This is a genomic window from Flavobacterium sp., from assembly GCF_040382755.1.
Taxonomy (GTDB): Bacteria; Bacteroidota; Bacteroidia; order Flavobacteriales; family Flavobacteriaceae; genus Flavobacterium.
Window position 1 is genome coordinate 1 of the sequence record NZ_JBEIET010000024.1, and the last position, 24,407, is coordinate 24,407.

19 protein-coding genes and 1 tRNA gene are annotated in these 24,407 nt (G+C 31.7%); 6 read left to right on the forward strand and 14 right to left on the reverse strand.

The genetic code is table 11. The annotated features are described in order from the left end of the window. A partial coding sequence (locus ABWO04_RS04095) for an ATP-binding protein (RefSeq protein WP_353077570.1) occupies nt 1-240 on the forward strand: 240 nt, incomplete at its 5' end. A 3-nt stretch (nt 241-243) separates the two neighbouring features. Then, on the forward strand, nt 244-1,020 hold the full coding sequence (locus tag ABWO04_RS04100; RefSeq protein ID WP_353077572.1) for an enoyl-CoA hydratase/isomerase family protein: 777 nt from the start codon (nt 244-246) through the stop codon (nt 1,018-1,020). A 74-nt stretch (nt 1,021-1,094) separates the two neighbouring features. Here the strand turns inward: ABWO04_RS04100 and ABWO04_RS04105 are convergent, their stop codons facing one another. Next, complete coding sequence (locus ABWO04_RS04105; RefSeq protein WP_353077574.1) at nt 1,095-1,700, reverse strand: 50S ribosomal protein L25/general stress protein Ctc; 606 nt, start codon at nt 1,698-1,700, stop codon at nt 1,095-1,097. Nucleotides 1,701-1,775: 75 nt separating this feature from the next. Beyond that, nucleotides 1,776-2,717, reverse strand: coding sequence for a ribose-phosphate pyrophosphokinase (locus ABWO04_RS04110; protein ID WP_353077577.1), 942 nt, complete (start codon nt 2,715-2,717; stop codon nt 1,776-1,778). A gap of 186 nt (nt 2,718-2,903) precedes the next feature. Between ABWO04_RS04110 and ABWO04_RS04115 the strand changes: the two genes are divergently transcribed. After that, nucleotides 2,904-2,983 (forward strand) — tRNA-Leu (locus ABWO04_RS04115). On the opposite strand, the gene ABWO04_RS04120 is transcribed toward ABWO04_RS04115, so the two are convergent. The 3 genes from ABWO04_RS04120 to ABWO04_RS04130 form a co-directional block, all read right to left on the reverse strand. Continuing rightward, on the reverse strand, nt 2,937-4,541 hold the full coding sequence (locus ABWO04_RS04120) for a recombinase family protein (RefSeq protein ID WP_353077606.1): 1,605 nt from the start codon (nt 4,539-4,541) through the stop codon (nt 2,937-2,939). The two genes, ABWO04_RS04115 and ABWO04_RS04120, sit on opposite strands and share 47 nt — an antisense overlap. Then, on the reverse strand, nt 4,525-4,905 hold the full coding sequence (locus ABWO04_RS04125; protein ID WP_353077579.1) for a recombinase family protein: 381 nt from the start codon (nt 4,903-4,905) through the stop codon (nt 4,525-4,527). The genes ABWO04_RS04120 and ABWO04_RS04125 overlap by 17 nt, the downstream gene beginning before the upstream one ends. A 1,032-nt stretch (nt 4,906-5,937) precedes the next feature. After that, a complete protein-coding gene (locus ABWO04_RS04130) occupies nt 5,938-6,567 on the reverse strand; it encodes a recombinase family protein (protein WP_353077581.1) in 630 nt (209 codons plus the stop codon). 233 nt (nt 6,568-6,800) lie between these two features. Between ABWO04_RS04130 and ABWO04_RS04135 the strand changes: the two genes are divergently transcribed. Further along, nucleotides 6,801-7,202 (forward strand): hypothetical protein, encoded by a 402-nt coding sequence (locus ABWO04_RS04135; protein ID WP_353077583.1) that lies wholly within the window; start codon nt 6,801-6,803, stop codon nt 7,200-7,202. On the opposite strand, the gene ABWO04_RS04140 is transcribed toward ABWO04_RS04135, so the two are convergent. The 9 genes from ABWO04_RS04140 to ABWO04_RS04180 form a co-directional block, all read right to left on the reverse strand. Next, complete coding sequence (locus tag ABWO04_RS04140) at nt 7,203-8,921, reverse strand: DUF2326 domain-containing protein (protein WP_353077585.1); 1,719 nt, start codon at nt 8,919-8,921, stop codon at nt 7,203-7,205. Further along, entirely contained in the window at nt 8,918-9,157 is a 240-nt protein-coding gene (locus ABWO04_RS04145; protein WP_353077587.1) for an ABC-three component system middle component 6, read from the reverse strand. Before ABWO04_RS04145 ends, ABWO04_RS04140 begins: the two co-directional genes overlap by 4 nt. Beyond that, nucleotides 9,157-10,077, reverse strand: coding sequence for an ABC-three component system protein (locus ABWO04_RS04150; RefSeq protein WP_353077589.1), 921 nt, complete (start codon nt 10,075-10,077; stop codon nt 9,157-9,159). The genes ABWO04_RS04145 and ABWO04_RS04150 overlap by 1 nt, the downstream gene beginning before the upstream one ends. Continuing rightward, nucleotides 10,077-13,166: a type III restriction-modification system endonuclease gene (locus ABWO04_RS04155; RefSeq protein ID WP_353077591.1), complete on the reverse strand. Its 3,090-nt coding sequence runs from the start codon at nt 13,164-13,166 to the stop codon at nt 10,077-10,079. Before ABWO04_RS04155 ends, ABWO04_RS04150 begins: the two co-directional genes overlap by 1 nt. A 233-nt stretch (nt 13,167-13,399) precedes the next feature. Then, on the reverse strand, nt 13,400-14,857 hold the full coding sequence (locus tag ABWO04_RS04160) for an ATP-binding protein (protein WP_353077593.1): 1,458 nt from the start codon (nt 14,855-14,857) through the stop codon (nt 13,400-13,402). A gap of 110 nt (nt 14,858-14,967) precedes the next feature. Continuing rightward, nucleotides 14,968-16,833 (reverse strand): site-specific DNA-methyltransferase, encoded by a 1,866-nt coding sequence (locus tag ABWO04_RS04165; protein ID WP_353077595.1) that lies wholly within the window; start codon nt 16,831-16,833, stop codon nt 14,968-14,970. Next, the gene (locus ABWO04_RS04170) at nt 16,830-17,600 is read right to left on the reverse strand and encodes a DUF4391 domain-containing protein (RefSeq protein ID WP_353077597.1); all 771 of its coding nucleotides are present in this window, start codon (nt 17,598-17,600) and stop codon (nt 16,830-16,832) included. Before ABWO04_RS04170 ends, ABWO04_RS04165 begins: the two co-directional genes overlap by 4 nt. A 1-nt stretch (nt 17,601) precedes the next feature. Beyond that, nucleotides 17,602-20,769: a helicase-related protein gene (locus ABWO04_RS04175; RefSeq protein WP_353077599.1), complete on the reverse strand. Its 3,168-nt coding sequence runs from the start codon at nt 20,767-20,769 to the stop codon at nt 17,602-17,604. Nucleotides 20,770-20,777: 8 nt separating this feature from the next. Next, nucleotides 20,778-20,960: a helix-turn-helix domain-containing protein gene (locus ABWO04_RS04180; RefSeq protein WP_353077601.1), complete on the reverse strand. Its 183-nt coding sequence runs from the start codon at nt 20,958-20,960 to the stop codon at nt 20,778-20,780. A 536-nt stretch (nt 20,961-21,496) separates the two neighbouring features. Here ABWO04_RS04180 and ABWO04_RS04185 point away from each other — a divergent pair. Further along, nucleotides 21,497-22,855: a hypothetical protein gene (locus ABWO04_RS04185; protein WP_353077603.1), complete on the forward strand. Its 1,359-nt coding sequence runs from the start codon at nt 21,497-21,499 to the stop codon at nt 22,853-22,855. A gap of 221 nt (nt 22,856-23,076) precedes the next feature. Further along, nucleotides 23,077-24,407 (forward strand): peptide chain release factor 3 (locus ABWO04_RS04190; protein ID WP_353077604.1); only part of this gene is annotated, 1,331 nt, incomplete at its 3' end.

The following is a 24,407-nucleotide window of genomic DNA, read 5'->3' on the forward strand; positions in this document are numbered from 1 at the left end:
GTTGAAATTTTAAAAGAAGATACTAATTTTATTTTGAAGGTTTCGGATAACGGAATTGGAATTTCGTTTGAAAACCAAGCGTATATTTTCGAACCAAAATTCACAACAAAAAATTCTGGTATGGGATTAGGATTGGCCATCATTAAGAAAATTATTGAAAATTATAACGGAAGTATTTCTTTTGAATCTGAAGAAGAAAAAGGAACACTTTTTACAGTAAAACTACCTATAAAAAACTAAAAAATGGAAACTATTTTAATTGAAAAACAAGACAATTTAGCGATTGTTACGATTAACAGACCCACAAAATTAAATGCTTTAAACAAAGCGACAATTGAAGAACTACATACTGCATTTAACGATTTAAATAACGACAGCAGTACAAAAGTAATTATATTAACTGGAAGTGGTGAAAAAGCATTTGTAGCTGGAGCAGATATTGCTGAATTTGCTCATTTTTCTGCTTCTGAAGGAGAACAATTGGCCGCAAAAGGACAAGAATTATTATTTGATTTTGTTCAAAATTTACAAACTCCAGTTATAGCCGCAGTAAACGGATTTGCTTTAGGTGGTGGTTTAGAATTAGCTATGAGTTGTCATTTCAGAATAGCTTCAACTAATGCAAAAATGGGCTTACCAGAAGTAACTTTAGGCGTTATTCCAGGATATGGTGGTACACAAAGATTGACTCAATTAATCGGGAAAGGTAGAGCAATGGAATTGATTATGACCGCTAATATGATTGATGCTGAAACTGCAAAATCGTATGGGTTAGTAAATCACGTGGTGCCGCAAGAAGAATTATTAGACTTAGCAAAATCTATAGCTACAAAAATTAGTCAAAATTCAAGTGTGGCCATTGCAAAAGCTATTGAAGCAATAAATGCGAATTTTGAAGACGGAGTTAATGGTTTTGATATAGAAATAAAAAACTTTGGTGCAAGTTTTGCTACAGAAGATTTTAAAGAAGGCACAACGGCATTTTTAGAAAAAAGAAAAGCGGTTTTTGTAGGAAAATAAAAACAAATATAAATTTATTTTAATAAAAAAATCCCGAGCAATGCTCGGGATTTTTACTTGTATAGAAAATTGAATTATTTTTTCTTTTTTCCACCTTTTTCTGCTTTTGCAGCTTCTTGAGCAGCTTTCATAGCAGCACGAGAAATTCTTACTTGACAAACAACTGTGTTGTCTGGGTGTAAAATTTTGTAGTTTGGTGCGCCTAATTTAGTAACATATAATTTGTTACCCATTTCTAATTCAGAAATGTTTGCTTCAACGAAATCTGGTAAGTTTGCAGGTAAAGCTCTCACTTTTAATTTACGTTGGTTTAAACGTAAAACCCCTCCTAATAAAACCCCTGGAGATGTTCCAGTAATTTTAACAGGTACTTCCATTGTAATTTCTTTTGCAGCATCTAGATTATAGAAATCTACGTGTAAAATTTTGTCAGAAACTGGGTGAAATTGAATATCTTGTAAGATACCGTCAAATTTCTTTCCGCCTTCTAATTCAATTACTACAGTGTGCGCTTCTGGAGTGTAAACTAAACCTTTAAATGCTCTTTCTTCAGCACTAAAATGTACTGGATTTTCCCCTCCGTAAATAACGCAAGGAACCATTCCAGCATTACGTAAGGCTTTAGTAGCTACTTTGCCCACGCTTTCTCTTTGTGATCCTTTGATCGTAATTGATTTCATTTGAAATAAATTAAAATTAATAAAAATAAATAGGTTAGTAGTTTAAAGGAATGAACATCTTCAAACCGACTAACTTTACATTAAAAACTTCCCACTTATGGAAGTATTGTTTTGAACCATGTGCATTACTTCTGCAAATAATGGCGCACAGCTCACCACTTTTATTTTCTTAGATTCTTTCTTTAACGGAATAGAATCTGTAACGATTAACTCTTCTAATTTTGAGTTTTCAATTTTTTCGTACGCCTCACCAGATAAAATGGCGTGTGTACAAATGGCTCTTACACTCAAAGCACCTTTTTCAATCATAACATCAGCGGCTTTTGCTAATGTTCCACCCGTATCAATCATGTCATCTACTAAAATAACATGTCTGCCTCTTACTTCACCAATCAATTCCATCGTATCGATAACGTTGGCTACTTTTCTTTGTTTGTAACAAATTACCACATCTGATTCTAAAAATTTAGAATACGCATAGGCTCTTTTAGAACCCCCCATATCTGGTGATGCGATAGTTAAATTTTCTAATCCTAAACTTCTTACATAAGGTAAAAAGATAGTTGATGCAAATAGGTGATCTACTGGTTTTTCAAAGAATCCCTGAATTTGATCTGCATGTAAATCCATGGTCATAATTCGGGTAGCTCCTGCTGTTTCTAATAATTTGGCAACCAATTTTGCTCCTATCGGCACTCTTGGTTTGTCTTTTCTATCCTGTCTTGCCCATCCAAAATAAGGAATTACAGCTGTTATGTGTCTGGCAGATGCTCTTTTTGCGGCATCAATCATTAACAACAATTCCATTAAATTATCTGCACTCGGAAAAGTGGAACACACTAAAAACACACGAAGACCTCTAATAGATTCTTCAAAAGACGGTTGAAATTCACCATCACTGTATTTTGAGAACGTTACTTTACCTAGCGGCACACCGTATTTACTGGCGATTTCTTCTGCTAGATACACACTTTGAGAACACGCAAATATTTTTGCTTCAGGCTCTTTGTATGACATTTTAATTAGTTGTTTAGTAGTTAGTTAGTTGTTGTGTTGTGTAATTTGGGTGCAAAGTTAGTAATTAAATTGAACTCTGAAAGTAAAATTTTAAGTATTTTTATAATGAAATTAGAAACTTTAGTTATATTTGCACTCACTTTAAAAAGGCATAAAGTAAATATTCATTTGTTTTTGCTTTTCAATGCCCGGATGGCGGAATTGGTAGACGCGCACGACTCAAACTCGTGTTCCTTGGAGTGTGGGTTCGATTCCCACTCCGGGTACTATTACGGAAAAGCTGTCATTTTTGACAGCTTTTTTTTTATCTGTACTTTCGAAACCCTTACCATTCCTAGTTAAAATTCTAATCACCTCGTTTACTTCAGTGGTTCGACACATCTCATTTCCAAATATTAATTTTTCAGTGAATAATGAACCAAGTATCATTTTTTTTCCTTCATTATCGCTTTCATAGAACATCTGGTCGAGATTTTCAAGTAGCATTATGCCTGTTTCGATGTTCTCAGAGATATCACCATCAACTTGCTCTAAAACTTCTAATTCTAGCTCTAATTGCATTAATTCTGCATTATATCGTTCCACAGTAATATTATACCTGTCAGAAGGCATCTTACCAGATAGAAATAGCTCGTCAGCATTTGTTAACTGAGTTTGTATTTCATCATATCTCGTTTTCTTTAGTAATAGCTCTTTAGTTTTGTTGCCATTTAACTCGTTAGCTGAATCTTTAAGAATTTCTACAAACAAAGAATTGATGTTGGAATTGATTTTCAATCCAGACAGAAGTTGAACAACGGTGTCTTCTGCTTTTTCTTTTCTAACTCTGGTTTTACACTGATGTCTCCCGTGGTAATAACCATATTTTGCATTTCTACCTTTAGAATAACTAGCAGTAAGGTTTTGACCGCAACATTCACACACTATAAAGTTGCGTAAAGGGAAATCATCCTCTTTTTCTGGTTTTCTCAAGTACCTCCATTTTTTATTTTGAAATACATCTTGTACCTTCAAAAAGGTTTCCAAGTCTGTCAATGGGGCATGAACACCATCTACAAGTTTTGCACTTTCTTTTTTAAACTCGGGGACAATTATTTTGCCAGCATATATAATATTCTTTAGCATCAAGTTGAAAGAACTTTTGCCTAATTTCATGCCTTGTAGATTTAGCCTTTTGCGAACAACCTCTGCTGGTTCAATGCCTAATGAAACAGCTCTGAAAGCTTCCGATACGTAATGAGCATTTTCATTGGGAATTAATTTAGTTCTTTTAACTTGTTGTCCATTTCTTTGTATTCTATTGCCCTCTTGTTGGCTAGAATATCCGAATGGTGCACGATGAGCATAATATCCCTCGCATTTTGCTTGGTATGTTCCTAATGCAGTTCTTTGAGAAATTTTGTCTCGTTCAACTTCTCCAGCAGTTAAATATATTGACAGAACCATTTTATTGTCACTATTCTCTCTATCAAGATATTGTTCGGAGGAATTTATTTCTATTCCAGCTGATTCAAATTCTCGCATCTGTCGTAACGCTTGCTCAACATTTCTCGAAAATCTATCCCAACGGGTCACCAAAATCATGTTCACCGCTTTCTTGTTAGCTTTTACATAAGTTTTCAATTCTTCCCATTTTGGACGATTAAAATTTTTAGCCGAATGGTCTTCTCTGAATATTCTTAAAACATTATACCCTTTATAAGTACAATATTTTATGAGTGATTCTTCTTGGTAGTTCAAGCTGAAACCTTTTTCAGCTTGTTCATCAGTACTGACCCTACAGTAGAGTATAACGTTGATTTGATGTTTAGTTGTTTTTGTCATTTGTGTTGTTTTTAAAGTTCGTTATTTGTTGTACTGAAATAATATCAATGCTCATCTGATTGAATTCAGTAAATTCATTATGTGCTTTTTCAAAAGTTCTTGCAATTCTGTCAAATCCAAGGCAAACTACCGCATCAATTTGATTGTCATTGTGTTTTGCAAAAGCTTTCATTTTTTTTAACTCTGGTTGATTTTTATTTGAAGTAGTTGTGTAATCTGTAAATTTTTTAATTACGTTGAATCCCTCATTTTTACAAAACTTTAGCACTTCGCTTTCCTGTTTGTCAATTATTAAAATCTCATCTGTTTTTGCGTGTAAGTTTACACGGCAATAAATAATAGCGTTTTTCTGTTGTGTTTTCATTGTTTAATATTTTTTTCGTTAATAATCTTATTGCACTCCTGTGCCAAAATGTATAGTACTCTTCTTATTGTTTCGACCTCAATGTCGTCAAAGAGTACACCGTTTCTATTTAATTTTTTTTTGCATTCAGTTATTGATAACATCTTTCATTCTGAACCACTCATCTCCAATTTTTTTTCGAGTGGGGAGAATTATTTTTAGTCAAGTATGACCATTCCGAAACGTACGACCATGACGAATCAGACACAGATAAAATGCAAAAAGCATAGAATCCCCGTTGGCATAGAATGCCATAATTAAAAAAGATGTTTGCTGAAACCACTTTTTGGAGACAAAGTGGTAGATAAAATTATACGTCTAAACAGTTTACTGTCCTCATACGAGTTTCTGAGTAAAAAGAGTTACAGGAGCTACATTATATAGTTTATACCCTGTGCATCAATCTATTACAAAGGTACTATTTTCTTTCTATGGTTGCAAGTGGGGATAGTGAAAAAACTTTTATCGAACATATTAAAACTCTGAATATCAAACAAATAACAATAATTATTTTTACATGCTATCCTGTATAAAGCTTTCCGTTCACTAAAAGCATTGAAACACCCATCTTTTTCATTATTCTTTCTGATTCAATTCGTGATAACTTATATGGATTCAGCACCAGAAAATTGTGTTTGGTTTTTTCTAGTTGGTGTGATATTGTAATTCTGGTTTTTTTCATAAGAATAACTTTTTAGTTCAAACTGAATTCAAATCCATAATCCATCTTTTGTGTTTTTTGTCGGAATATGATGCAAATAATTATTTTGCTATCCTCTACAGTGATAAAGTAATTATCAACGAACCGAATATATCTAGTTAGAAATGATTTTAGCCTTGGAATATTGACAGGTATCCTTTTGTCGTAATAGAACTCAATCATTGTTTCAGCTGGGTTGGTTTCCGATTCATCCATTCTGCTGGTCACATCGAAAGTTTTAACGTTGTATCTGGAAATCATTTCCAAATAGATACGAGACAGGTTTACATACTTCATACAATAGCCATTTTTCTAATTTTTGCAACTGTACCAAGTGATACATCATAAAGCTTTACACATTCACGAACACTTAACCCTCTTTTTAAACCATCAATTACCTTAGGGTATTTGCTTAAAAAATCATCGGTATTCTCAAAACCTTTTGGTCTTCCACAATGAATATTATTTTTCTTTGCTTGTAACATCCCAGATTTTATTCGAGAAATCAAAGTCTGCCTTTCGTTCTTAGCAAATAGGGATAACAAATTTGTTAAGATTTCTGTCTGAAAAGAAACCTCACCATTTTCATTTAATGTTTCTGAATTCAAGTCTTGAAAATATATGCTTACACCTAATCGGTGAAGTTCATCAATCAGAGTGAGGGTTTGAGTATTAGACCTTCCTAATCGAGAGATTTCCGTGCATAGTAACTTTCTGAATTTTCCCAGCTTAGCTTGTGAAAGTAATTGTTGGATTCCCAAACGTTCATCGTTGTTTTTAGCTCCAGATATTTTTTCCGTTATTATACTAACAACTTCATAATTCAATCTATCTGCTACTTTTTGTAAATCGTTTATTTGTCTTTGGAAGTCCATCGAATCCAAACTTACTCTTCCGAAAATTGCTACTGGTATTTTACTCATAAGTGTTATAAAAAAAGGGTTAAACATTTTTGAGGTCATTTTGCTGGTTTCAGAACCTATTATTTGACCAATTTGGTGTTATAATAAAAGGTAAACCTTATTTTATAACAACCTTTGGCAAAGTTCCTAAAAATAAAATCCCAGGACAAGTTTTTGGTCTATTATCCTGGATTTCAGTTAAATAAAATATTTTTTTGTGTTTTTGGAGATATTTATTTCTAAAAGAAATAAATATGAAACAGGATACAATTAAAATAAATGGCGGTCATGAATTAACCATTAATGGAATCCAAATTAAAGAAACGTATGGGGAGATATTGGTTGGTGAACCAGAACTAGAAGATAATATTAGAATTTATGACCGATTAGATGTGCCAGCCAATTGGTATGTTCGAAAATGCGTGTACTCCATGAAGAGTTTTGATTTGGATAAAAAGAAGTTTCTACCTTATACCGTTTATGTTTGGGTGTCATCACACAAAAGTGTGAACGACCCCAAGAAAAAATTTGATGGAAGTGAATTGGTTATAATTGGAACTATTGATAGTATTAATAACTTTTGCGTTCAAGAATTGATTAAAGATGTTCTCAAAGATTTTGATTGGGAGAAGTATGCTATTAATATTAAGTACTAATTAATATTCTAAATCAATATGTACTCCTAATAATCTGCTTTCATCATTATCACTACTCAATTCAATAATAATATTATCCTTTATAATAGATTTGAAATCACTTTCATCTTGTTCTTTTTCAAGCATTTCATAGGTGTCTTGATTCAAAGATGCAATATATTGGAAACCTTGTTCGCCTAATTTATTTGCTAGTTTTAATGCTGGAAACCTTTGATGAGTATCCATATCTGAAAACAATCTACTGTCATGAAATAAAAACTTAACTTTATGATTCTTTTTCATAGTTAATAATAACAAATCAAAGCAAAATATTTTTACTTCATTAATTCCATCGGAAGAATCATCTTGAATCCTAGCCTCAATTGAATATCTTAGTTTATTGTCGCCACTATTATTTTCTATCGAAATTCCACCAAACTTATTAATATAAAATATTTTTACAAGTTCAGAAAAATTATCGGTTATCTCTTTTATCAATGTGTTACTAATATTTTCTAAATAGGTAGTAGTTGATAAATTATCTTGTGCCAAAAACAATTTTATTTCATCACCTCTTTTCTTATAATTTGCAATTAATTCACTTGATTTTTTTATTCTATCCAAATTAAATTTAAAATCATTCAGTTTCAAATTAATTGAAGTAAAGTCTTCTAAACCGCCATGCTCATTTATATATTTCAAATTTTGATTATACTTTTTTTCAAGCTCGCCAACAAGTTTTTCGTGCAATAATATCTCATCAGCTAATTTCTTTTTTTCATTTTCAAATCTTGAAGTCCGCTGTTTTATAATGCTTTCATGAAATTCATTTACTTGATTAATTCTGTCTTGGATATTTATGTTTAATTCAATTTCTACTCTTTTAATAAATTCAATTACCTCATTTTTATTACTTATTGGATTTATTTTAATTGATTGTTCAATATTCGAAAGTAGTTCCTTATTAATACTTATTATATTAACATGTTGTTTTATTTCAAACGATAATTTTTTAGTTTCTTCTTGAATATCTTTATAATTTTCGGCAACCTTAAATGAAGACAAATCATCTTCCAAAATTGATATTTTTTTTTCAAGTTCATTTATTTTCAAACTAATTTCACCTTCAATTCCAAAAACCGAATTAAAAATTTCATCTTTTTGTAAAACCTTTCTTAATTTATCAATTTTTGTAAATTCTTCTTTAAATTCAAATTTACGTTGAACTTTTATAGCATCTAATCCTAACAAGAATGAATTACTAAGTAAACTTCTATCTTCTTGTTCCTTTACTACAAAAGAGTCAAAATCATTATACTCCTCTTTTCGGGTTCTTAAAAATCTTGAAATTAGTGAGCGAAAAGAAATTTTTGATAATTCTTCTGGTACTTCAAATAAAAGAGATAACATTTTTGAATTAAAATCTAAAAGTTTTAACGTTTCATCATTTAATGTAATAACGCTTTGCTTTGTAGTATTTCTTTTTGCCGTGTAATTAATCCCATCAATTCTAAATTTCAAATAAAAATTTACGTTTGGAATTTTATTTGTTATTTTTTTATTTGCTTTAGTTCCTAAGCAGAACTGCACTAAATATAATGCAAGCGATTTCCCAACACCATTGTATGTACTTTTTGAATCCTCAGAATTTCTTTTTCCAAGAATTAAATTAAGTCCATTCTCTTTAAATTTTATAGTCCTAAACTTTTTATCATCAGAACCCAACTCTATTAATTTCATTTTTTTAATATTAAGTTATTATCAAAAGAAACTTTATTTAAAATAAACAACAAATCAATGGCATATACTATTGATTCTAATGTAATCATTTGTTTAATTCCTTTATTATTAACATATTCGGTATATTTTTCAAGAATATCATCAACACTTAAAGGTTTCTCTAAAAATGAAAAAATTATTCCAGCTATTACAATGTAGCTTTCATCGTATTTAGTATGCTTAGAAGGTAGTATCATTATCTGTTAGGTTTTTCAAATATGTCACAGCTTACAAAATAATATGACAATAAAACTAATGCTGAGTTTTTAGAATCTATTGATTTATCAATGCAACAATCTTTTAAAAGTGCATAAAAAATCATATTAGATGAAATATTGTCATTTGAACTATATTCAATTTTAATATTGTTGTAAATATCATTCAAAATCGTTCCAACAAAATTTCTGCTTCTAGGATTATTTTCAAAATAACTTTCTAATAAATAATTTTGAGCTTCAGCCTTTAACAAATAATCAGAAATTGATACGTCAAGATTGTTAAACTCTATTTTGCTATGAAACTCCTCAAGATTCAAACTGTTGTTTGGTGATGAATCACTGAAATTATTTTTTATATTTTCAATTGTAGCTCTTAATATTGGATAATCAATCGTTTTAATTTCACCACTTGGAATGTATCCAATTATTTTACTTTGACTAGTTAAATCTAAGCTTAAAAAATCATTTATTAAAGAATTGAAATCATAGAAAGAAAATTCAATTTCGGCAAACTCTTTTTTTAGTTCTTCTAATTTTTGAATTAACTGTGGAGGTATTCCTTTGGACTTATCATTTATAACAAATGAAAATTTTTTAATTGTACAAATGTTATTCCATTTACTATATAAACCCCTAAAATCTTCATCTAATTTTTTAGTAGAATCAGATATTGTTTTTTGTTTTTTTACGTTTTCTGGTGCGTAAATTTGGAAAAAATGTCCTAGTTCTGAAATATAACCATCATTTTTCATATCACCTGTATTACCATAAGCTTTAATTTTCTGATATCTAGAATCTTTTAGAATCATAATATCACAAAACAAATCCTCGTAACTTTGCCCTTCAGCTTTTAATGCTAATACACTGATTGATAATTCGGAATATTTATTTTGGCTCATTATTGTAATGTGTTTTTGTTTAAAGCGAAATCTTCAACCTCTGTAAATTTACTCGCAACAATCATATCACTACCAACTGCTTGAAAATGTGCCATCCCGCAGTCAATTTTAGCCTGTTCTTTTGGACGATTTCCAAATAAACCAGTATCTCCTTTAGTTTCAACCACAAAGAATAATTTCTCCTCATCTTTATCCTTCCATAATACTGCCCAATCTGGATTATATGTACCCAAAGGCGTGTCTATTTTAAACCAATCTGGTAGCTTAGCATAGACTGAAATATTCTTACTCTGTTCAAACTGTGTGGCTAAATTTGATTCTACATTTGAATCATAAACAACATAATTGTATGGAGACTTCGTACTTTCTTTTAAGTTACTTTGTAAGTATCCAAATAGCTCTTGATTTTCAAATAGTTCTTGACTGTAGTATTCTGCATCTCCTAACTTTTGATATTTAATACCACTTATGATGTGCATACGCATTTGTTCATTGATTATGTCTACACAACCTTCAATGAATTTTTGTGGATTAGTTTTGAAGTATTTTAATCTGAATGTTCCAGTCAATATTTTTACAATTGATTTTCGTGTTAATTGTGTCTCGTTTTGTAAATAACTAACAATATCTGGTAATCTTTCAACTTGACCATATAAAGTCTCTGATTCATTGACTACATTGCTCACGCCAACACCACCAGCATCCATTGTAATAGTTCCTTTGGTATAAGTTAACTTTCCGCTTTTTACCTTTAATCTGCTATCAATAGCATTAATACATTCTCGAATTAGTTCATCTGAATCAAATTTTACAGAAAATGTTGTTTTGTATTTAACTCGTTCCCAAAGTTCTTTGAATTCTGGACTATCAATTACTTGCTTATTAACCTTTACTAATTGTTTCTTTGAACCGTCTTTAATTTCTAATTTTCCAGCAGTTTCTTTTAGGGTATTTATAATTTGATTAAGAATGTTTTCATTCTCTTTAAACTCATCTGGTATATTAACATTCTCTTCTTTTAATGCAATTCTAAGTGTGTTTTGAACTTTACCTTTAGTATCTATATAACCAACCGCAACAAAATGATTGAAGAGTTCAGCAGATTTTTCTTGTCCTAAATAGACCATATCTGTTGTTGGGTTACCATCTTCATCTTCAATATTTATTATTTCAATAACAACATCACCGAAACTGTGTGAAGCAAGAACTCCAAATTTTATACCCGTTTCTGATTCAATTTCTTTCTGAAAATTATCTACAAAATCAACATAGGATTCTGTTGCCATTACAGTCAATGTGTTTACTTCATGACCATATACACGTTCACCATCTTGATTTACACACAAACGAAGTCCACGACCAATTTCTTGTCGTCTTCTAATTTCTGAGTTACCAGCTTCTTTTAGGGTACATATTTGAAATACATTTGGATTATCCCAGCCTTCTTTTAATGCCGAATGTGAAAAGATAAACTTCACTTTCTTCAAATTGTCTTTCCCGTCATAAAAAGACAACAAAGTCTCTTTATCACGCATGATAAGGTTGTAAGTATCTTCATCAGCGTTTGTACTTCCACTCGTATCTTTGAAGTACTCAAATTTATCTTTGGAATTGCTTCGTTTGGATTTCTTATCAATAGAGAAGTAACCATTATGTATTTGACTAGATTCTAGTTCAATATCTTTAATTTCAGAAAATAAGCTATTGTATTTAGGCTTAGAAATCAGACGACTATATTCCTTTTCAAATATCTCTGCATACGCTCCATTGGTAGCGTTACCGTCTTCATCATAAATACGATACTTCGATACTGTATCAATAAAAAATAAGCTTAATACTTTAATCCCTTGTGGGTTTAAAATAAGCTCTTTGTCTAAATGCTCTTCAATTGTTTTACGAATTAAAGCTGTTTTAATCTGCTTATCGTCAACATTACCAATTGCTTCTCCTAAACGAATAATATCTTCTTTACTAGTAAAATCAATATATTCGTTTCCTTGAACTCCATATATGTCCTTGATGATATATCCTTCATATTCATCACGGTCTGTAAGTTCCCATAAATCTTCATTCTGTTTAACCCAAACTGCTTTTCTAGTAATTCTGCCGTCTTTAAAAATATCCAATTCGAGTTTAGCTGTTGGAAATCCTTTACTCAATTTAATTTCTAGTAATCGAATATAAGCTTGACTGTTTGCACCTTCGGTTTGTACTGAACCTACTTCAATCTGCTTTACCAATTTCTTTTCATACGCATCAACCGCATCCAACTTGTACATCAAGTTTACTTTTTCTTTATGGGTTGCAGAATAACGAACAATCGCCAAGGGATTTAAGTTTTGTACTGCTTTCTTACGTAAAGCGGTACTCATTGTCGTTTGCGGTTCGTCAATAATGATAAATGGGTTCGTGTTCTTTATTAAGTCCAGTGGTTTGTATCCTAACGAATCATTATAACGATGAATAATATTCACAGATTTTTTTTCATCATTTGGGTTTTCAAAGCTTTTAGCAAAAGCATCAATATTGATAACCATTATCTCTAGCTTGTCATTTGTAGCAAAATCTCTAACTTCATTTAATTTACTACTGTCGTAAACAAAGAAATTGTAGTTTTCATTATCAAATAATTCACGTAAATGCTCTTTGGTTATCTGTAGTGATTTGTAAACACCTTCTTTGATTGGAATCGATGGAACAACAATAATATGTTTAGAAAAACCATATTTGGTAAACAATTCTAAAATCGTTCTCAGATACACATACGTCTTACCAGTACCTGTTTCCATTTCAACTGTAAAATCCAATTCGTTACGATTAACTTCGCCACGTACCGATGGTTTTAAACCGTTACCCAATTGAATGTTTTGTACATTCTCCAATATTTTACCTTCAGTTAATGTAAGTCGGTTACCATAACCTAATTCGGTAAAACTTGCTTTGTAAACTGTTTGGTCTTGTTTTGCTATAAATTCTGGGGAATAAACAGTAAAATTAGATTCACAAGTTTCTTGCCCTTTGAATATATCTACGATTGCATCTATAGCTTCTTGCTGGTAACTTAGTGCACTATCAAATTGTATTTTCATAATCTCTATATTTTATTTTTATCTGAGTTATCAAATAACCATCAAATAAAAAATCGCTTTATTTTCAAGGCTTAACGCCAATTTTCACTTCTAAAATCAAATAACCGTCAAATAAGATTTTCACCTTGCTTAGCTTTATTAAAATCTAACCTAATTATACAAATGCCTTTATTATTAGTCATTTAAAACATATTTTTAATGTTGCTTAAGCATCTTCAAATGTTTCTAACCAGTTATTGCTTCTTAAACATATACAACGCATTTATATCACGTTGCTTAGTGCTAATTCTATCCAATAATTTATCTTCAATTAACTTATTTAGATAACCTCTTACCGTGTTTTCATTAATTTGAACAAAAGCTACAATCTCGCTCAAGGTTGCTTGGTGTTGCGTGAAGAGGTAAAAGAATATTTTCTTTTGTGTTTCATTATACTTATTCCAATCCTTCTCGATTTTCTCCATTACCGAATCATGAATTGTTTTAGAATGACCACTAATTTTATTTCTTAAGATTAGATATACATTGCCGTTTTTTTCTGAATACTCTGGAATTGAAAGCATCGATTTTTCCATTGACTCATAAATTCGAGAAACTCCCTCATTTAATTGTCTTACATATCCTAAATCTTCTAAAACTCTTGCTAATCTTGGGTTTCTAGCAAATCTTTCTGACTTTATGTTTTCAATACTTACCTGTGCTGGCAAAGGTCCGCTATTACTAATTTCAAGGCGGTCATCAAAGTGTTTGATGTAAATAGCGTTTCCTTGAACGTTGTAAGAACGGTGACAAAGTGCATTAACAACTCCCTCAAGCCACGCTTCTTCTGGGTATTCTGGTACTTTTTTAAACTTTCCAGATTCTAAATCTAAGAAGTAGTAATCTTTGAATGAAGCTTTTAAGAACGCCTTGATTTCATCTATCAGTCTAGGAACATTGTTTTCGAATCGTTCATCTTTTACCACGTTGTGACTCACACCTGTTAATACTTCCGTTCCTTCAAAGCGAATGTATCGTACTGATGCAGATGTAATGTATTTTTCTGGTTCTTTTACAAACAATAGTACCGAAGCATTTTTGAATAAGTATTCGTCTGCTTTTTTTGTAGCTAAATGTCTTTTTACTAGTAAATCGAGTATAGTTCCTTTATAATTAAGCTTTAACTTGTATTCTTGTAATAACTCTAGGTCTAGGTCTTCTTGCTCAAAGTCTTTTACTGTTTCTTCTTCAAATCGTCTGATGGTTTTATCGTATTCCAGCTTTTTAATTCGCTCTAGGTCTAATAGTCTATTCGAATCATGAACTCTTAAAAAATATTTTTTATTATCCTTGGTGCAAAAAATACGTTCTAATTCCTGTTCAACATGGAACAGGAACACAAGCTTTTCATCTATTTCAATTTCCTCTAATTCTACATTACAAGCTGGATGAATAAAATCAAAAACTAATTTTCGGTAATCATCCAACTTAGTGCCAAGTATATTGAGGTCTTCAATAGTACCGTCATCAGCAACTCCAAAAGCCAGTATTCCACCATCAGCATTCAACATGCCAATTAATTCTTCTGCTATTTTTATTGGCTTGATGTCTTTTTCACCAAGTCCTTTACGTTCAAAGTATTGATTCTCGACTTGCGTTTGAAGATACTCTTTCGTAACCAACGTATTTATTTTTGAAACTGAATCACTCATTTTTGACCTTGCTTAATTAGGTATAAACCTTGCTTATTTTTATAAAACCCTTGATTTTAAAGCTTTTTTCACTTTGTTGATAACCTTGCTTAATTGTGAATAAATCTTGTTTAAATACTTTTAATTTCACTAATTCCAAATCGTTTCAAGGTCTGTACTGCATTTGCTTTTTCTACATCTGAAAAACCACTGTCTTTGAAAATTACACGGCATGTAGCTGGATTTAGCTCTTGTTTCCAAGCTCCAATCCCTTCTGCCACTTTGTTAGTAATATCGTCTGCTAAGCAAATAAATAACGCACCAAAACCAACGCTAAATACTTTTTTACCATCCATTAACTTTTCATCAATTGGAAGCGTTAAATCTAAGCCGTACTTCAATAATATTTCAAACAACACATCTTCTTCAGTACGGTCGGGTTTGATGTTTTCTTGAGCATCAAACAAACTCGCTTCTAGGTCTTCTGGTTTACCATCCCAACCCTTGATGTTGGAACTATCTAATTTAAACACCTTAAAGCCAGAATCTATGGACGAATTTTGAATGTTTTTATTAAGTTTTCTAATTCTATCTTTAGCCAAATCAGAAATTAAATTATACCCTAATGAAATCGCATTTTTCCCTTGCTCTGTTTCGACTCCAATTTTTTCTGGTAATTGAACACAAATTGTTTTTAACTTTTTCCCTTGTTCTAATTGTTGAAGAATAGAAGCGTGAAAAAAAGTAGCCGAACCAGAAAAGAAATCCATAATAATATCCCCGTCTTGAGAGGAAAATCCTAAAATTTGACTCATTAAACCTAAAGGTTTTGGATGAGAAAAAACTTCTTTGCCAAAAAGTTCAACAATAGAATTACTTCCATCACTATTAGTACCAACTTTTGCCCAAATTGACTCTTCTAAAAAAATAGTTCTTGGTTTTTTTCCCAATGGTAATCTTTGTTTAAAGTGCACAGTCCAATTATTGTTTATCTGAACTATTCTTATGTCTCCAATTGCTATATCATTTTTAAATCTCTCCTCGCTCCTCAACCAACTAATTCTATTACCTAATTCATCATATTCTAATATGCTACCATCTGGACAAATTATTGGATAATATTGCTTCCCCGATTTTCTCTTAAATGTATCCCAAAAATATTTTCCGTTTTCATCTTCTTCCTTATATCTGAGAAGATATTCTGGTTTATAAGGCTCAAATAAATTATGTAAGTTTGTTTCATTTTTAGCATACATTAAAACATACTCATGTTCGACAGCAACATATTTTGCATCGTTTCCACCACCTTTTTTATTTTGCCAAACAAAGTCTGCAATATGGTTAGTTTCCCCGAAAATTTCATCACAAATTATCCTTAACTTACTAAATTCAATTTCATCAATACTAATAAATATTACCCCATCATCTTTCAATAAATTCCTCGCTAAACGTAACCTTGGATACATCATGTTAAGCCAATTGGAATGGTAACGCCCATCACTATCTGAGTTTGTAGAAAGCTTGTTGCCCTCATCATCCACTTGCCCAGTAACTTGTTGGTAGTTTTTAAGGTTGTCTTTGTAGTTGTCTTTGTAAACAAAGTCTTTACCCGTATTATAAGGTGGGTCAATGTAAATCATCTTTACTTTGTTGGCATAACTTTTTTGCAAAAGCTTTAAAACTTCAAGATTATCACCTTCAATATATAAGTTTTGAGTAGCATTCCAGTCCACACTTTCTTCTTTACAAGGTCGTAACGTGCCTGTACTTGGCTTATGAGCTTCTCTACGAGCTTGTGCTTTGCCAGCCCAAGTGAAACGGTAGTATTCTTCCCCTTCTTCAAGTTCTTCCCCTAAGATTTCTTGTAGTGCCTTGAAATCAATTTTTCCTTCGGTAACTATTTCTGGGAAAAGTTCTCTTAGTTTATTAATGTTGTCATTTACTAAGTCAAGGCTTTTAGTTTGCTCATCGCCTCTGGTAATTTTTTCTAAACTCATATTTCGCTCAGTTGATTCTTTATATTTTCTACTTGTTTTTTCTTTTGGTGTATCGCAATGTTAAGCGTTACTTTTTGACTTTGTTGCTTCTCTGCTTTTATTTGGTTGGCTAGTTTTGAAATATCTTTTTCCAGCTCCTCCATTTTGTTTAATAACTCTAGGTCTTCCTTGGTTCGTGTGTTAGTTCGTTTTTGAAAAACACCTGTCACACTTGCACTATTCAATTGAATTATTGAATTGATATAACTTTGGTAAAACGATTCCAAGTTGGTTTTGTCCATAACTGCAAAATCAATAGACTTCAAAAACGCATCGGTAGTATCGTCCTTAAATAACTTTGAAAGTACTTTTGTGGAATACTGTTTTTCAATAGTACGTTTTGTTTTATCGTTCTGATTAATTCGTTTTTCACATACATTGATTATGAACTCTTGGTCGTTTTCAACAATCAACAGCATTTGATAGGGTATATACTTTTGAAAAAGTTGAATACAAGTATTTGCTACCGCATCTAATTTTTCATTACCAATCGTGCATACCATTATTTGAACCTCCTCAAAAGCAAATAGGTCATTTATTACACTCTGAATGTTGCTATTATTTGGCTTTATGCTTGCCAACCATTCCATTTGTGCTATGGATGAATTTAAAACCTTCTTCTCTGATGCAGAAAGCTCAAAATTCTTCAAAAAGAAAGCCTTGGTAAGCTTCTTTTCGAGCAACACCCTGTCTGGTAGGTTTAATATGTTTTTGTAGCTTAAACTCAACTTATTTGATGATTAAATAGCTTACTAATTCTAAACTTTCTTCTTGATTAATTGCATCAGCAAATAAGGTTGTTCCTCCTGGTGTTGCCAACGAATCTAAGCCTATTTCTTCTTGAATACCTTTCACTTCATCCAATGTTTTACGTAACAATTGAGTGTACGTATCCATTTTTTTATTTCCTTTTGTTTCTTTATCGAATTCAGCAATTAATTCAGTAGCAATTTTATCGTTACCCATTCCTAATTTTCTAAAATAATCCAAAGCAGTTTTGGTTTGTGCTCCTTTGATTATTTCAGTTCCATCCAAACTAATGTAAGCTAAGAAGAAAGGATACAGGATGTTGTTCTTTAAGTGCTTTGAATAATCTTCAGTAGTGTCTTTCAAACAAAAGATGACACCTTGCTTAATTTCAGCTAAATTAGATTTTACTACAGCATACGAGGCTTTTGGGATTTCATTTAATTCAGCAAGTTGCTCATCGGTACTTTTCTCTAAATCAATTTTGAAGTCGTTAAAAGTCATATCAGTAATGGATATGCTCCCTTGAACATCTTCAAGGTCAATAACTTGGTCTTGTAATTGTTTTAATTGTCGCTTACGATAATCCAAATCTTGCATTTCACGACTGTTTTGAGAAATAATGTTGTCTTCTCCAGTAGCAGAAACATCTAGCATCACCATTTTACCTTGAACACGTGCCACCAAATCAATAAACCCATCTAATTCCATACTTGGGAAAAAGTTTACTAATTGAATGTTATCGTTTTGAGAACCAATACGGTCAATTCGACCAAATCGTTGAATAATTCTAACAGGATTCCAGTGAATATCATAGTTGACCAAATAATCACAATCTTGAAGGTTTTGTCCTTCTGAAATACAGTCGGTACAAATTAACACATCAATCTCGTTTTTCTCGTCTGGATTGAGGTCATGTCGCTTTTTAGATTTCGGTGAAAAGTTAGTTAATATGGTATTCAAATCGGATTTACAATTTGGCATATTTGTTTTGTTCGTATCAGAACCTGTTACTAGTGCCGAGTATACACTATGTTCATCAATTAACCAGTTTTTAAGTTCTTCATGTATGTATTTAGCAGTATCCGCAAATGCAGTAAAAACGATTATTTTTTTATTACCCTCATTGATAGGATTTTCAATCTTTTCTGTGATTCGATTTTTAAGTTCTAATAACTTAGCATCACGATTACTATCAATTATGCTAATATTACTTAGTAGGGTCGCCAGTGTTGTTTTGTCTTGTTTTAAATCTTGTTTCCAGCGGATAATATCCATGTCTTGAATTAAGACTTTAGTTTTGCCACCTACCAGTAAATCTTCAAGTTCTGTATCATCTATTTCAATATCAGTAATATTAAAATCACTATCAATATTACCGTTTTTGTGCTCCTCAATTTGTCTAAGATTGCCGTCAATTGTTTCGATAAGACTCAGCAATGTTAGTCTGAAAGAATGAATTGAACTCTCCAATCTTTTTAATAAATTGATACGCATCAAATAAATCAAACTTTGTTCTCGGTCAACTTGTTTGAACACACTTCCTGTTGCAGTAAGCATATCGTATTTTTCTTCATAATAGGCACGTTTATCTGCACGCACATACCCAAGTGGAGAATATGAAGCTAGTGTTAGAGTGCTTATCTCATCATAAATCACCCCAATATCTTTGAATTGATTATCCGTATCAATTTCTGGATAAATTGTAATTGGAGCTAAACGAGTAGGGAATTTTCCGATGTCTGTTGTATCATAGTATTTTTCGATATGCTTTCTTGAACGTGCAATGGTCAACATATCTAGTATTCTAAAATATGTCCCGTCCAAATGCTCCATCAACGATTTCACATCCAAATTATTCGGGTCACCATTTCGATACCAATTCGTAAATCTTCTTTGAGCATCACGCATTACTTGAGTAATACTTTCGATACCGTGATTAGAAAAATAGTTATCGTTTCCTTCTGTTATAAATGAAACTTGATTTTTCAAATCGTTCATTTTATTATTAACAGGTGTAGCAGAAAGCATCAGAACTTTTGTTCTAATATTAGCTTTAATCACATCGTTCATCAATCGCTTGTAACGTGTCATTCCTTCACGTTTATTTGGATTGTTTCTGAAATTATGTGATTCATCAATAACCACTAAATCATAATTTCCCCAGTTGATTGTTTCCAGATTAATATCTCCAGATTTTCCTTTTTCTCTGGATAGGTCAGTGTGATTTAACACATCATAATTTAACCTGTCTTCAGCAAGAACATTGTAAATATCATTTTGCTGGTAAACCGTCCAGTTCTCTCTTAATTTCTTTGGAGCGAGCACCAATATTCTATCATTACGAAGTTGATAGTATTTTATTACCGCTAGTGCTTCAAACGTCTTACCTAATCCAACCGAATCAGCTATAATACACCCTCCATACTTCTCAATTTTCTCGATAGCACCAATAACCGCATCTTTTTGAAAGTTGAATAATAAACTCCAAATTTTTGAGTTTTTGAAACCTACTTTTTCTAATTTTTCATCGGCACGTTCACTGATAGTTGAGTAATGAAAAATTTCTCTGATGCTATATTTGTAAATAGCTTCTGGGGTTATGTTAACAGTTCCTTTTTTTAATCGTTCAGCAACTGCAACATTAATCAAAGATTTGCTATTGTTCCATGTGTTTTGAAATAATCCTAGAAATTGATTACCTGTGTCTTCAAAGCATGTAATAAAAATCGGTGTTTTAGAGGAAACAACCCCAATACACAATGAATCAAAATCTAAAGGTGTAAGCGTAAAACAAGTTGACTTACCATCATCTTCAATAATTAGTATGTTTTGATTCCCTATGCCACCTTGTCTTATTTGAATCTTTTTCTCTACAAGTTCAATAACTTGATTTAGTTTGTGTTTACGGTCTAAAGAAAGTTCTAGTTTACTTTCATTAGCAGAATGGATTAATCTAAAATCATCTTGTTGATTAAAATCCATAGATATTAAGAACTCAATGCTATTAGCATTAGAAAGGGATGGTATTATTTCAAATAATGCTAAAGCAGTAAAATGATTACAGCTCAAATGTACTTTTGATGTTGTGGTTATCGCATTGTTTACTTCATCGAGAAGTAAAATATTTTGGTTGTTAATTATCCTCATAAAATACTTTAATTCAATAGTTCTTTAGCATCGACCTGTAATAATTTTGCAATATCATATAAAACTTCAATACTAGGTTGTCGCTTGTTGGTAACATATCCGTTAACCATATTGTATGATTTACCTAACCTACTTGCCAGCCACGTTTGTTTAATTCCTTTGTCGGCTAAAACTTCTTTAATACGATTCATCTGTGCGTTATTTGGGTACAATATAGTGAAAAAACCAACATAAAATGAGATAAAAATATTTCATAACCGAAATTGACCTTAATTGTCTGAATACCTTTATAGGCTTGAGCCTTAATAAGGCTTAGGAATGCTAACAGAGCCTATTTGTTGAAATGATTACTCAGTTTTAGGTGGTCGACAATGGACAAATCGTAAAGCTTAACAACACTTTACGATGTAAATCATAACATTAATTGTAAAAAAAAATTCTGGAAAAAAATTCTGGAAATTTTTTTTTAATAGTGGCTCATCACAAATTATGTCTCATCATACCCCCTATAAAGCCATAATACGGGGTGGGGCTACTAGGAGGTAACGGGGGAAGTCCTCCCGTGGAGGAGGGAGGGTATCAATAGACTTGACTTTTTTTTCTTTTTCGCTATATTTATTATTATCTAATTTAATTGGATTAGCTGGTTCCAGATGGTCGCTCCATCTGGTTCTTGCCCAGCTTAAAAAAGCAAGTAAAATAACATAAAGCAAGAATACTATGAAAAATGTCGACCTATTCTATTCAGTCAACACAAGAAATAATACAACTAGTTGATTCTGATTTTAACGAGAAAATTACCCTAAAAGACAAGCATCTCTACTTCATTGATACCCTTATCAGAATCAGAGCTGATAAAAAATCAAAATATTTATCATCTGCACTCCTAAAAAGAACATTTGGAGATAGAACTTACAAGTCTATAATCGAATACTTTGTAAAAAAAGGACTTGTAGAAGCCCAGTTGAATTATCAAGATGGTAGTTTCCCATATTTTACATACAAGTTACTAACGTCTACTAGAAAACTTGTTTGTTATGAGATAACCTCAAAAAGTTTAATTAATACTATTAATTTCTTTCATAGTACCAACTACAGCAATTTAAACGAAATTGAAAAGCAAGTCCTTTTTAATATCCAACAACTTCAATTGCCTTCAGCCATAGAAAGACCTAAACTTTACATAACTAAATCTCAAAATACAGGAAGGTTATTCCATACTATAACAAGCTTCAAGCGAGAACATCGTATGTATTTAAAACATATTGATGGTCATGAACTTGTTGAAATTGATGGCAAAGGTGCTCAGTTGGTTATGCTATCCAATCGATACAATGACGATGAAGCTTTTAATGATGCCGTTTACAGTGGCGAGATATACCAAATTCTTGCCAACGAAATCGGTGTTGATATATCATCAGATGTAACAAGAAATAAGTTCAAAAAACAATTCTTTAATTCTGTTATTTTTAACCAAAACCCAAGTGTGATTTGCAACAGTAAATATGGAATAGCCTTCAAGAACCTTTTCCCAATTACATTTCAACATTTGATTGATATTGATATTAACATAAGTAAAGCCAGAGAACTTCAGCTTCAAGAATCAGATTTATTCATAAATAACATCACCAGAGACCTGGTTAAGAATGGTTATTTTGTTATTCCTATCCATGACGCATTAGTTGTTTTTAAAAAGGATATTGATTTAGTAATGAAAATAATAAACGATAACTGCTATGCCTTCCTTGGTAGGCTAATGTCTTTTTCATCAAAAGAATTTTGTCCTACACCTTATCCGAATTGCACCACTTATATAAATCTATATGACAAAGAAGCAGAGAAAGAAGACAGGCAACACACAGGTGAATATGTAGTGCAAAACAGTAAAAGGGTAGGACAAAATAAAAACAACTTGGTTAGAGAGGAAAAAATAGAGATTATAACTGAAGCCATCAAAAGTTTGTTATCAGAAAATAAAAAAGTAACAATTAGGAAAGTCCAAGAGTTGTCTGGTGTCGCAAAGTCTACAGTTGAGAAGCATTACAAACAAATACTCAATAATTTAAAATATGATATAGATGAATAGTAACCAGACCTTTTGTGTTTTTAATAGATGTCTATATACATTGGCTAACAGTCGAATGTCTTGAATTAAGCGGTTCGACAAAACGACCTTTGTGGGTACTTTAAAAATCCTTAATTAGCATAACAGTTAATTAAGGATTTTTTTATTACTATATTACAATAAAACCATATCGCTATGAAAAATAGTATTTAAAATAGTATTTTTGCGAAAAATTAATACTCATGAGTTTCGAAAAAGAAATTGCCCGTAGAAGAACTTTTGGAATCATCTCGCATCCAGATGCTGGAAAAACTACGTTAACAGAAAAACTGTTGTTGTTTGGAGGTGCAATTCAAGAAGCTGGTGCTGTAAAAAGTAATAAAATAAAAAAAGGCGCTACTTCCGATTTCATGGAAATTGAACGTCAGCGTGGAATTTCGGTTTCTACTTCCGTTTTGGCTTTCAATTACAAAGAGAAAAAAATAAATATTTTAGATACGCCTGGTCATAAGGATTTTGCGGAAGACACGTTTAGAACATTAACTGCTGTAGATAGTGTTATTGTGGTAGTTGACGTAGCAAAAGGTGTGGAAGAGCAAACCGAAAAATTGGTGGAAGTTTGTAGAATGAGAAACATTCCAATGATTGTTTTCATTAACAAACTAGATCGTGAAGGTAAGGATGCGTTTGACTTAATGGACGAAGTAGAAAAAAAATTAGGATTACACGTTACGCCTTTAAGTTTTCCAATTGGTATGGGTTATGATTTTCAAGGTATTTATAATATTTGGGAGAAAAACATTAATTTATTTGAAGGCGATAGTCGAAAAAATATTGAAGAAACCATAGCTTTTTCAGACATCCAAAGTCCTGAATTAGAAAAAATTATTGGTGAAAAACCCGCTACTAAACTTCGCGAAGAATTAGAATTAATTACAGAAGTATATCCCTCTTTTGATAGAGATGCGTATTTAGCTGGAAAATTACAGCCTGTATTTTTTGGTTCGGCATTAAATAATTTTGGCGTTCGCGAATTATTAGATTGTTTTATCAATATTGCTCCTACGCCACGTGCTAAAGAATCGGATACCCGATTGGTTCAACCTGATGAGAAAAAACTAAGTGGTTTTGTGTTTAAAATTCATGCGAATATGGATCCTAAACATCGCGACAGATTGGCATTTATTAAAATTGTTTCGGGAACTTTTGAAAGAAACAAACCTTATCTTCATGTTAGACAAGGGAAAAATATGAAATTTAGTAGTCCAAATGCGTTTTTTGCAGAGAAAAAAGAAATTGTAGATATCTCTTATCCAGGCGATATTGTAGGTTTGCATGATACTGGAAATTTTAAAATTGGCGATACACTTACGGAAGGTGAAATGATGAATTTTAAAGGAATTCCAAGTTTTTCTCCAGAACATTTTAGATATATTAATAATGCCGATCCCTTAAAAGCAAAGCAGTTAGAAAAAGGTGTCGACCAATTAATGGATGAAGGTGTAGCACAATTATTCACTATTGAAATGAACGGCAGAAAAGTAATTGGAACCGTTGGTGCATTACAATATGA